Consider the following 10,057-nt stretch of genomic DNA (forward strand, 5'->3'; position numbering starts at 1 on the left):
GAACAGGATTACAGCGCTGAAGCGATTATCGCCGAAGGGTTTGCGCGCGAACAGGTTGAGCGAGTAGTGCGGCTGGTGGATGTGAATGAATATAAACGTCGTCAGGCGCCGATAGGGATTCGTATTACACAGCGCGGATTTGGTCGGGATCGCCGCTATCCAATCACGTCGGGTTGGAAGATGGGCGATTGATCCAGAAAAAAATAAAGGCCGCAGAGGCGGCCTTTATGGATGTTGCACCAGGTTGATCAATCGACGCGCGCCACATCGGTAGCGACTTTGTATTGCGGGTCGTAGATTTCACGGGTATCAAAACCGGTGATTTCATTTTTACTGAACAAGCCCAGCGTCAGGTAGGCCAACCAGGGCGATTTGCCGTTGTTATACATATAGTCGTAGTCAAACTCGCCATTTTTGTTCAGTGCCGGATAATCGGCATAGTTAAGTTTCAGGATTTCCAGCATCTCATTGGATTGCTCGGGCATCTTTAACAGGTGATAACCCTGTACCATAACGGCCAGTGCATCGGGTGTTGCAGGAGCCCGTGGAAAGTTTTCAATCACGTAGCGACCACGGCCCACCGCAGCAACATAGGCACCGCGTTTAAAATAGTAATTTGCCACATGGATTTCGTAGCGCGCCAGATGGTTGCGCAGGTGCAGCATGCGCTTTTTGGCATCGGCAGCATAGTTGCTGTCGGGAAAACGGTTGAGCAATTGGGTAAAATTCGCCAGCGATTCACGCGCTGCACCCGGATCGCGTTTGGAGGTGTCCACCGGCATCACGCGCTCAAACATACCTTGGTCTTTGGTAAAGGACGCCATCCCCAGCATGTAGTAGGCATAGTCCACATTGCGGTGCTGGGGGTGCAGGCGGATAAAACGGTTGGCGGTGGCAATAGCCGCATCAGCTTCGCCCGAGCTGTAGTGAGCGTAGATAAGTTCCAATTGCGCCTGGTCAGCATAGGTGCCAAAGGGGAAGTTTTCTTCGAGCGAGTTGAGGTTTTTGATCGCCGATTCCCACTGGCTGCGCTCAAGTTGCTCTTCGGCGGCGTGGTAGAGGTCCGCTTCGGTGGTGTATTCGGGCTCTTTGCTGGAGCAGGCAGTCAGCAGCACAAGGGTGCTGAGCATCAAACAGGGCAGGACTCGCATAGGGTTATAGACTCTTATCTCGATAAAATAGACCCCGTTTGCGGGGCAGGGTATTTAAACACAGAGCTTGGCGGATACCAATCTGGCAGCCGTAAAAGCGCCCAATTTCCGGTTTTTGGCAAAACATTTACCGCCAGAAGCAATCACTAGAGGTTTTTTAATGAAAGATGTTTTTGACCTGAGCGCGCAAGTGCCCATCCAGATGAGCGGCATGCGCTTCGACCAGATCGCCTCCGAGTTGTTCCCTGACTTCTCCCGCTCGCGTTTGTCGAGCTGGATTAAAGATGGCCAGCTCAAAGTAGACGGCCGCACTGCCAAGCCAAAAGACAAGTTGATCGGCGGTGAAGTGCTGGAGCTCAAGGCAGAATTGGAGGCTCAGGGTGAGTGGCAGCCGGAAGAGATTACGCTGGATATCATCCACGAAGATGACGACTTGATCATCATCAACAAGCAAGCCGGGCTGGTTGTTCATCCGGCCGCCGGCAACTACACAGGTACGCTGGTGAATGCGTTGATCAACCATATTCCCGGCTTGGTGAATTTGCCGCGCGCGGGGATTGTGCATCGCCTGGATAAAGAGACGACTGGGCTGATGGTGATCGCCAAAACCCTGGAAGCTCATACCGATCTGGTTGAACAGCTGGCCGACCGCACGGTTAGCCGCGAATACGAAGCTGTTGCCATAGGCGCTATGACGGGCGGTGGCACCGTGGATGCCCCAATGGGGCGACATCCTATGCAGCGCAAACTCATGGCGGTGCTCAAAGCGGGCGGCAAGCGCGCCGTGACTCACTACCGTGTGGCCAAACGCTACCCGAGCCATACCCATATCCGCGTGAAACTGGAGACTGGCCGTACCCACCAAATTCGTGTGCATATGGCACACATCGGTCATCCGTTGGTGGGTGATCCAACCTACGGCAGCCGTTTCAAAATCCCCAAAGGCGCCAACCAGCATTTGATCGATACCCTCAAAAGCTTCCCGCGCCAGGCTCTGCATGCCTTTAAATTGGGCTTGGAACATCCTGGTACCGGCGAATACACCGAGTGGACTGCACCCTTGCCGGAGGATTTTAAAAACCTGCTCGATGCACTCAATACCGGGTTCACCCTTGTTGATGACTGATATGAACGGCATCACGCCTGACTGGCCCGCCCCCGCCAATGTGCGTAGCCATATCACCACCCGTGCGGGTGGTGTCAGCTTGCCGCCCTATGCGAGTAACAATCTGGGGCTGCATGTAGGCGATAATCCGGAGCATGTTGCTGCTAATCGCACGCAACTCTCCGGGCAGTTGGAATTGGAAAACACACCGCAGTGGCTCGAACAGATCCACGGTGTAAAAGTCGTGAATGCCAAAATCGATGGAGTGGTGCGCACCGCCGACGGCAGTTACAGCAATCAAAAAGGACATGCCTGTTTGGTAATGACAGCTGATTGCCTACCGATTTTGTTATGCGATAAACAGGGCACCCAGGTTGCCGCATTACATTGCGGCTGGCGCAGTTTGGCAAAAGGGATATGCGCGCGCGGCCTGCAAAAATTCACCGCCAAACCGGACGATATTCTTGCCTACCTCGGCCCCGCGATTTCACAGCCTCACTTTGAGGTGGGGGTGGATGTGCTCGAAGCCTTTTTTAAAGCAGCGCGTAGTCAGCGACATGCCGACGAGATTGCAAGCGCGTTTATCTCTGCACAGCGCCCATTGCATTTTTATGCCGATATTTATGCGCTCGCCCGCGCTGAATTGCATGCCTTGGGGGTGACTGCAATATACGGTGGCAATGATTGCACCTATGCTGATGAAACCCGTTTTTACTCCTTTCGCCGCGATAAAGTGACCGGGCGTATGGCGAGCTTGATCTGGCTGGAATAATTTTTTGTGCTGCCTGCATCTAAACAGGCATTATTTACATCCAATCAGTTGCGCCGTACTTTTTATCAACACTCACAAGGAATCATTATGGATCTCGACCAAATTGAAAAGCTGAACGACCTGAAACAAAAAGGCCTGATCAGTGAAGAGGAGTACCAGCAGGCCAAGGAGCGCATCCTCGGCGCCCAGCCACAGCAGGCTGCACCAGCCGCACAGCCGCACACCATAATGCAAACCAATAATTATGATTATGCGATGGTGTTGCATCTCACCCAATTCTGCTCCTGGTTGTTCCCGTTTTTGGGGCTTATCGTCCCGCTGATTATGTGGCAATCCAAAAAAGAAGATGCTTATGTTGATGAGCAGGGCAAGGTGGTGATGAACTGGGTGTTTAGCTCGCTGATTTACTTTTTGGTGAGCGTGATCCTGTGCTTTATTGTGGTTGGCTTTTTCCTGATAGCAATACTGTTTGTGTGCTCGATTGTGTTCACCATCATGGGCGCGATGGATGCCAACAAGGGCGTTATTAAAAACTACCCTATGTCGATCAAGTTTTTTGATGTGCGCGAAACAGCGCGTACACCAGTTGTTCCGAATAGCCCGCAAAATTGATCTAGCGCAAAGAGCGCTATTTATTCCCGGCAAAGATGACAAGCAGGTTCCTGGCCTGCTTGAAATCGTCTCCCTCACGCCCCACCTCTGCTTCAACCGAGTAACACATCGCTTGAGGTAATCCATGCGTATCGACCGTTTAACCAATCAATTGCAAGTTGCGCTGTCCGACGCCCAATCCATCGCGTTGGGGCAAGATCACAGCCAACTGGATCCGTCCCATTTATTGCTCGCGATGATCGACCAAAAAGGCGCGGCCAGTGTGCGCCTGCTACTGAGCCAGGCGGGGTTTGATGTCGCCGGGTTGCGCACTGCGCTCAATGAATACGTGGAAGGTTTACCGCAAATTAAAAATCCTACCGGCGAAGTCACTATGTCGCCCGACATGGTGCGCCTGTTGAATCTGGCTGATCGCCATGCGCAAAAAACCGGCGACAAATTTGTCTCCAGCGATTCAGTGCTGGTGGTATTGATGACCGAAATGCAGGGCGCAGTGCCGGATATATTGAAAAAATTTGGCAATGCCCAGCGTCTGCTGCAAGGTATCCAAAAAGTGCGCGGCGGCGAAAATGTGGATGACGCCGATTCCGAAGGCAACCGCCAGGCACTGGAAAAATATACTGTCGACTTAACCGCGCGCGCGGAAGCGGGCAAACTCGATCCGGTGATTGGCCGCGATGACGAAATTCGCCGCACTATCCAAGTGTTGCAGCGCCGCAGCAAAAATAATCCCGTCTTGATTGGTGAGCCAGGTGTGGGTAAAACCGCGATTGTGGAAGGGCTTGCGCAGCGCATTGTCAACGGTGAAGTGCCCGAAGGTTTAAAAGATAAACGGCTGCTGTCGCTCGATCTAGGTGGGCTGCTCGCCGGGGCAAAATTTCGCGGCGAATTTGAAGAGCGGTTGAAATCCGTTATTAACGAATTAAGCAAACAAGAAGGCCGCATTATTTTATTTATCGACGAGCTGCATACTATGGTCGGCGCTGGTAAAGGCGAAGGTGCAATGGATGCAGGCAATATGCTTAAACCGGCGCTGTCGCGCGGTGAATTGCATTGCGTGGGTGCGACCACGCTCGATGAATATCGCAAATATATTGAGAAGGATGCGGCGCTGGAGCGCCGCTTCCAAAAAGTATTGGTCGACGAACCCAATGAGTCCGACACCATCGCCATTTTGCGCGGTTTGAAAGAGCGCTATGAAGTTCACCACGGCGTGGATATTACCGACTCGGCGATTATTGCCGCCGCAAAATTATCCCAGCGCTATATCACGGACCGGCAATTGCCCGATAAAGCGATTGATTTGATCGACGAAGCCGCCAGCCGTATCCGCATGGAAATTGATTCCAAGCCGGAGGAAATGGATCGTCTGGAACGCCGTTTAATCCAGTTCAAAATTGAACGCGAAGCGGTAAAAAAAGATGAAGATGAAGCAAGCAAAAAACGCCTTGCCAAACTCGATCAGGATATTGATAAGTTCGAGCGTGAACTGAATGATTTGGAAGAAATCTGGCGCGCTGAAAAAGCGGCGCTGCAAGGATCACAAGAAATTAAAAGCCAATTAGAGCAGGCGCGTTTTGAAATGGAAGAGAAACGCCGCAAAGGCGATCTGGCGCGCATGTCAGAACTTCAATATGGGATTATTCCGCAGCTGGAAAAACAATTGGATATGGCTGGCCAAGCGGAAATGATGGAGATGAAACTGCTGCGCAACAAGGTGACAGAGGAAGAAATTGCCGAAGTGGTTTCAAAGTGGACTGGCATTCCCGTCTCAAAAATGTTGGAGGGCGAGCGCGAAAAATTATTGCGTATGGAAGAGTCGCTGCATAAACGTGTAATTGGCCAACACGAGGCGGTAGTCGCTGTTGCCAATGCGGTGCGCCGTTCGCGCGCGGGCTTGTCCGATGCCAACCGTCCCAATGGTTCATTTTTATTTTTAGGGCCAACCGGTGTGGGTAAAACCGAATTGTGTAAATCGCTTGCCGAATTTTTATTTGATACCGCCGATTCCATGGTGCGTATCGATATGTCGGAGTTTATGGAAAAACATTCGGTCGCCCGTTTGATCGGCGCACCACCGGGTTATGTGGGTTATGAAGAGGGCGGCTACCTCACCGAGACGGTGCGCCGCAAACCCTACTCGGTGATTTTGCTCGATGAAATTGAAAAAGCGCATCCCGATGTATTCAATATTTTGTTGCAAGTATTGGACGATGGACGCTTGACCGACGGCCAGGGCCGCACTGTGGATTTCCGCAATACCGTGATTGTCATGACCTCGAATTTAGGTTCGGATCGCATTCAGGAGTTGGCCGAAGATAAATCTTTCGATACGGTGAGTTTTGACAGTTTCGTCAATAACGATATGAACAACTCGCTCAACAATGAGAATCGCTATAACGCCATGAAAGATGCGGTGATGGAAGTGGTCGGTGGCCATTTCCGCCCGGAATTTATCAACCGTATCGATGAAGTGGTGGTATTCCATCCGCTCGGGCGCGAACAAATTCGCGGTATTGCCGATATCCAGTTGGAACTGTTGAGAAAACGTTTGGCCGAACGCGACTTGGCTCTGGAGTTGGAGGATGAAGTGATGGATAAATTGGCAAGTGTCGGTTTTGATCCTGTCTATGGTGCACGCCCATTAAAACGCGCGATCCAGCAGTTGATTGAAAACCCGCTAGCGCAGGATATTCTCAGCGGTAAATTTATGCCCGGCGTGATTATTCACGGTAAATTATTAGGTGAAAAAATTGTGTTTGATCCAAAACGCTTGAACTAGATGCAACCCATTCGGAACATGTTCTTGCTAAGCGCCGTCGTCATGACGGCGTTTTTTTATCCCTGTAAATGTACTTTCAGCGGCTACACTTGTTTGTCGTCATTCAAGTAAAAGTTGATCAATTTGGCGACAAAATGGTAAAACGCTTGCTCGGCAACCGCACTAAAAACCCAATCATAAAAAATCATGGAGATGTTATGTTCCCACGGACATTATCAGCTGGTGCGGTGGCGCTGGCCTTTTGCGCACTGATGCACCCGGCTCAGTCGAATCAACCCCCCCGTCAGATTATCCAGATTCATCAGCAGCACAATCAGCCAGTCAATCAGCTCGGCAATCCATCTGGCAACAGCGAGCCCCAGTCATTTGCGTTACCGGCCGGCGGAGCGGTGAGTATCAGTAATCCAGCCGGGCAACTGCAAATCCAAACTCTTGACCACACCCAGCCGCAGCGGTTGCTGGTGCGTCTAAAGGATCAGGCGGTCAGGCCCTATCTTAAGCAGCAGCGCGAACAAATGCGTGCGACGGGCAAATTGTCGCGTGCGCAGCAGCAACTGCTGGGCAAGTCCGCCCAAAGCCAGCTGCAACGCGTGCAAAAAAGCCAGAACCAACTACTGGGAGAATTGCGCAAGCAGAAGCTGATGCGCCAGATGCACGGCCAATTTACGCAGTTAACCAATACGCTGAGCATCACTGCCGAAGCGAACAGCATCGAGCGGATCCGCCGGTTACCGCAGGTGGCTGCGGTGTATCCGGATGCCCAAATAAAAGCTTTTCTCGCTGAAAGTGTGGGTGTCACCAAGGCCCCGCAGCTTTGGGCGATGAACGACAGCCAGACGCGCGCGATAACCGGCCAAGGGGTGACGGTGGCGGTACTGGATACGGGGATTGATTACACCCATCCCGATTTGGGCGGATGTATCGGAACCGGCTGCAAGGTGGCGGGTGGTCACAATTTTGTTGAAGGGGAGGACGCCACCAATCCTATCGATAAACATGGTCACGGCACCCATGTGGCGGGCATTATTGCAGCCAAGGGCACGCTCACTGGTATGGCGCCCGATGCCACTCTCTATGCCTACAAGGTGTTGAGCGATCAGGGTTGGGGCATGGAAAGCAGTATTGTGGCTGCGCTGGAAAAAGCGGTTGATCCCGATGGTGACCCTCTGACCGACGACCAGATCGACATAGTGAATATGAGTTTGGGTGGTTCGGGCGCGCCCGACTCGCCTATCTCGGAAGCCGCAAATAACGCTATGGCTGCAGGGGTAGTGGTAGTGGTTGCGGCGGGCAATAGTGGCAGCTCCTATTCCACCATAGGTTCACCGGGCAATGCTGAACAGGTGTTGACGGTGGGCGCTAGCGACAACAACGGCGCCATCGCCGGTTTTAGCTCACGTGGGCCAATTTCTGGCAAGGCTTATGTAAAACCGGAGCTGGTAGCGCCCGGTGTGGAGATCAACTCGGCCAAACCCGGCGGTAGCTACGTGCGCTTGAGTGGCACCAGTATGGCGACTCCCCATGTGGCGGGTGGCGCTGCATTGTTAAAGCAACTGTACCCCAATCTGACCCCGGCTGAACTCAAAACCCTGTTGATCAATACCAGCAATGATTTGGGGCAGGATGTGTTCACACAGGGCGCTGGGATGATGGATCTTGCGCAAGCTGCAAGCGCCAAATTATTGGTGAGCCCAGCGCTCTTGTCGGCGGGATCAGTGGATCTTAGGCAGCCGAGCTGGTCGGCAAATCTGCCACTGACGTTGAAAAATATCAGCAGCAACTCGCTCAAGGTGGCGACAACCGCGCCGGTGGTATTTCCCCAGGGCGCCAGCGGGTTGGTTGACCCAGCGGGTGAACAGGAGTTGGCGGCGGGTGAGCAAACCACGGTGAAGCTGCAGTTATCAGTCGATACCCAGACCTTGCCCTTTGCCGACAGTGCGACATTGCATCATGAAGTGGTTGCCAATGTTCGTTATTCCGAAACCGATATACGGCTGCCACTGGTATTTGCCAAAGCCGCCCGGCTTAATGTGGAGTTCGATGCGCCGCTCTTTCTGTTGCATGTGATCAATGACGATGGCACTTATGGCAGTGTGGAGTATTTCAATAGTTGTACCGATGCGCCAACCAATTTCGGGCTCGATCTCAAGCCGGGTACTTACCATCTGGCAGCCACTTTCTATGGCGAAGGCTGCAGCCTGGATTCGCTGGTGTTCAGGGAAGATATTCAACTGGTGGATAGTGTCACCACCAAACTGGAGCGAGCCAGTGCAATCCACGAAATAGCGATTGGTTCAGTGACAGGGTTGGACGGTAGCTCTATCCCCTTGGATGGCATGAATACAAAGACTCAGTTGATCGAATGGCGGATGGCTGATGTTCCCCAAGGTAGCGTGCTGTTTTTGGGTGGCAGCGGCAAAAGAATTTTGCGTGTATCGGAGCTCTCAGAGAGCGTTCAGATCGCGGCGACAGCGCTGTTCTCACTGAGAGAAACAAGCCCTGGGGTGACGGGTGAGTATTATTTGTTGTCGGCCTTTTACAGGGATGGCATTCGTTCATCTCAGTATCTTGATCTGGATTTGCGCACTGCCGGTGGCGTTGATTTTACCTATGCTGATCTGGATAAGTTGGCGGGGGGTGTCAGGTTCTCCCAAGGGTTGAGCCAGCTGCGCTCGACCTTTGACTTCGTCGCTTTTGGCACCTATTGGACTAGTGCGACTGTCTACAATGAGCCAATATCAGCAAAACTCTATGCCAATGTCTCCACTCTGGAAAAAGGTGAGTGGTACCCGACGATGGGGGTGGAGCGCTTGAGTGATGATCCTTTTGCGTGGAATCTGCAACTAATGAATACGGGCTCCCTTGCCTTTACGGATGCTCAGTCCTTTACCAAACTGCGCGGTGTATTCAGTACCCCGGATGCGACCAACTACCGCAGTTCTGGTCGGGCTATCACCGTTACAGATGGCGCCTACTTTATGGCACCAGCCTTTTATTTCAATGGGTGGAGTAATGAATTACAGGTGCAGAGCATGTCTGAGCCCTATTGGTTTGGTGGCAACTACACCATCCAGCGCGATGCCCAGCAGAATAGTTTTTTTGATCTCATGTCTTATCGACTCTTTTGCGATGGGCAGTTAAATACCAGTTCGGAAACCAGTGGTGGCACCTTTAATCTCCCTCTTGGCGCGGGCACCTGTAGCAATCTCCTATTCGAGTTGGATCAGCCGACGCGCTTTCTGGGGGTGACAAGTCCATCCAAGATGCGTCTGGAGTTGGACACCAGCCTATTGCAAGGGCAAACAACCTACCTGCTGAAGGAGTTTCCCGAACAGTTGCGGTTCCTTAACGACGGTGTCCCCAGCCGGGTTCTGAACGGCAGCGATTTGGCAATCGAATTGAGCATGCTCAGTATGAGCAGTGAGGTGGCCAGTGAAAGTGAAGCTCCGGAGATGGAATATCGGCTGAGTGGCTCGGCTGATTGGGTTCCTTTGGCGTTAAGCCGGGACAACGGGCGCTACCTTGCCAAGCTCCCGGTAATTCCCGGTGCAGTAAAAGCGTCGCTAAGGATTAGTCTTGGCGATACACAAAAAGGGGGAAAACTGGGGCAGACGCTAGTGGAGATTGATGAGTTG

6 protein-coding genes and 1 pseudogene are annotated in these 10,057 nt (G+C 52.5%); 6 read left to right on the forward strand and 1 reads right to left on the reverse strand.

The window, feature by feature from the left end; genetic code table 11:
• Positions 1-192: pseudogene (locus ACWA6V_RS01075) on the forward strand (NAD+ synthase); the annotation flags it as partial.
• Positions 193-248: 56 nt separating this feature from the next.
• Here the strand turns inward: ACWA6V_RS01075 and ACWA6V_RS01080 are convergent.
• The gene (locus ACWA6V_RS01080) at positions 249-1,151 is read right to left on the reverse strand and encodes an outer membrane protein assembly factor BamD (RefSeq protein WP_449520774.1); all 903 of its coding nucleotides are present in this window, start codon (positions 1,149-1,151) and stop codon (positions 249-251) included.
• A gap of 160 nt (positions 1,152-1,311) precedes the next feature.
• Between ACWA6V_RS01080 and rluD the strand changes: the two genes are divergently transcribed.
• From rluD to ACWA6V_RS01105, 5 genes are all read left to right on the forward strand, one after another.
• Positions 1,312-2,277: a 23S rRNA pseudouridine(1911/1915/1917) synthase RluD gene (rluD, locus tag ACWA6V_RS01085; RefSeq protein WP_310074058.1), complete on the forward strand. Its 966-nt coding sequence runs from the start codon at positions 1,312-1,314 to the stop codon at positions 2,275-2,277.
• A gap of 1 nt (position 2,278) precedes the next feature.
• Positions 2,279-3,028 (forward strand): peptidoglycan editing factor PgeF, encoded by a 750-nt coding sequence (pgeF, locus tag ACWA6V_RS01090; protein WP_449520775.1) that lies wholly within the window; start codon positions 2,279-2,281, stop codon positions 3,026-3,028.
• Positions 3,029-3,115: 87 nt separating this feature from the next.
• Complete coding sequence (locus ACWA6V_RS01095; protein WP_449520776.1) at positions 3,116-3,640, forward strand: DUF4870 domain-containing protein; 525 nt, start codon at positions 3,116-3,118, stop codon at positions 3,638-3,640.
• A 124-nt stretch (positions 3,641-3,764) separates the two neighbouring features.
• Positions 3,765-6,422, forward strand: a complete 2,658-nt coding sequence (clpB, locus tag ACWA6V_RS01100; protein ID WP_449520777.1) for an ATP-dependent chaperone ClpB — start codon at positions 3,765-3,767, stop codon at positions 6,420-6,422.
• Between the two features lie 197 nt (positions 6,423-6,619).
• Positions 6,620-10,057, forward strand: a 3,438-nt coding sequence (locus ACWA6V_RS01105) for a S8 family peptidase (RefSeq protein ID WP_449520778.1), incomplete at its 3' end; no start/stop codon positions are given.

The organism is Cellvibrio sp. (genome assembly GCF_053579595.1).

Coding starts and splice junctions, on each gene's coding strand:
- ACWA6V_RS01095 (WP_449520776.1), top strand. CDS start 3,116: ATGGATCTCGACCAAATTGAAAAGCTGAACGACCTGAAACAAAAAGGC.
- clpB (WP_449520777.1), top strand. CDS start 3,765: ATGCGTATCGACCGTTTAACCAATCAATTGCAAGTTGCGCTGTCCGAC.
- rluD (WP_310074058.1), top strand. CDS start 1,312: ATGAAAGATGTTTTTGACCTGAGCGCGCAAGTGCCCATCCAGATGAGC.
- ACWA6V_RS01080 (WP_449520774.1), bottom strand. CDS start 1,151: ATGCGAGTCCTGCCCTGTTTGATGCTCAGCACCCTTGTGCTGCTGACT.
- pgeF (WP_449520775.1), top strand. CDS start 2,279: ATGAACGGCATCACGCCTGACTGGCCCGCCCCCGCCAATGTGCGTAGC.